The 502-nt window shown below is 56.0% G+C and carries 1 protein-coding gene; it reads right to left on the bottom strand.

Features of this window, described 5'->3' with window-relative positions:
• The coding region (gene ftsN / locus GVK91_RS27175) for a cell division protein FtsN (RefSeq protein ID WP_159732756.1) at nt 1-502 on the bottom strand (502 nt) is incomplete at both ends.

Here is a 502-nt window from a genome sequence, read left to right as displayed (position 1 = left end):
GCTTTGTTCAGTCGTACGCGACTGCTGAGCCAGGCGTTGCTGCTCCGCTAATTGCTGCGCCTGACGCTGGCGCTGTAGCGTTTGCTGACGCTGTTCCGGCGTCTGCTCATTCCACGGAACTTCAACCAGCTGCGTTGGCTGCTGGCGCATATCGGCCTGCATTTGTTCAAGAAGCTGGCGTTGTTCTGGTGTCAGTTGCTCCGGCGTTTTCACTTCACCACCGGCAGAAGGTTCTGTGGGCGCACGCACACCCGGCTGGCGACTTTCCAGCTCTTTAATGTAGCGCCAGCGTTCTTCTGGTTTTGGTGGTAGTCCGTTTCCGGTCACTTTCTGGCTTTGCAGCGTCTCGGACTCTTCTTTCTTGTGATGCGTAATGAAGTACAGACCACCGATAAAGGTCACAAGAACGGCGGCAGCAATAGCGACCATAGCGGGAGAAACCGCAGGCAGATTTCGTTGCTTTTTCCGTGAGGTGCTCTTTTTTCGCCGCGAAGGTGCCGGT

It is taken from the genome of Sphingobacterium sp. 18053 (assembly GCF_902706145.1).
Taxonomy (GTDB): domain Bacteria; phylum Bacteroidota; class Bacteroidia; order Sphingobacteriales; family Sphingobacteriaceae; genus Sphingobacterium; species Sphingobacterium paramultivorum.
This window is presented reverse-complemented; position numbering and strand designations above follow the sequence as displayed.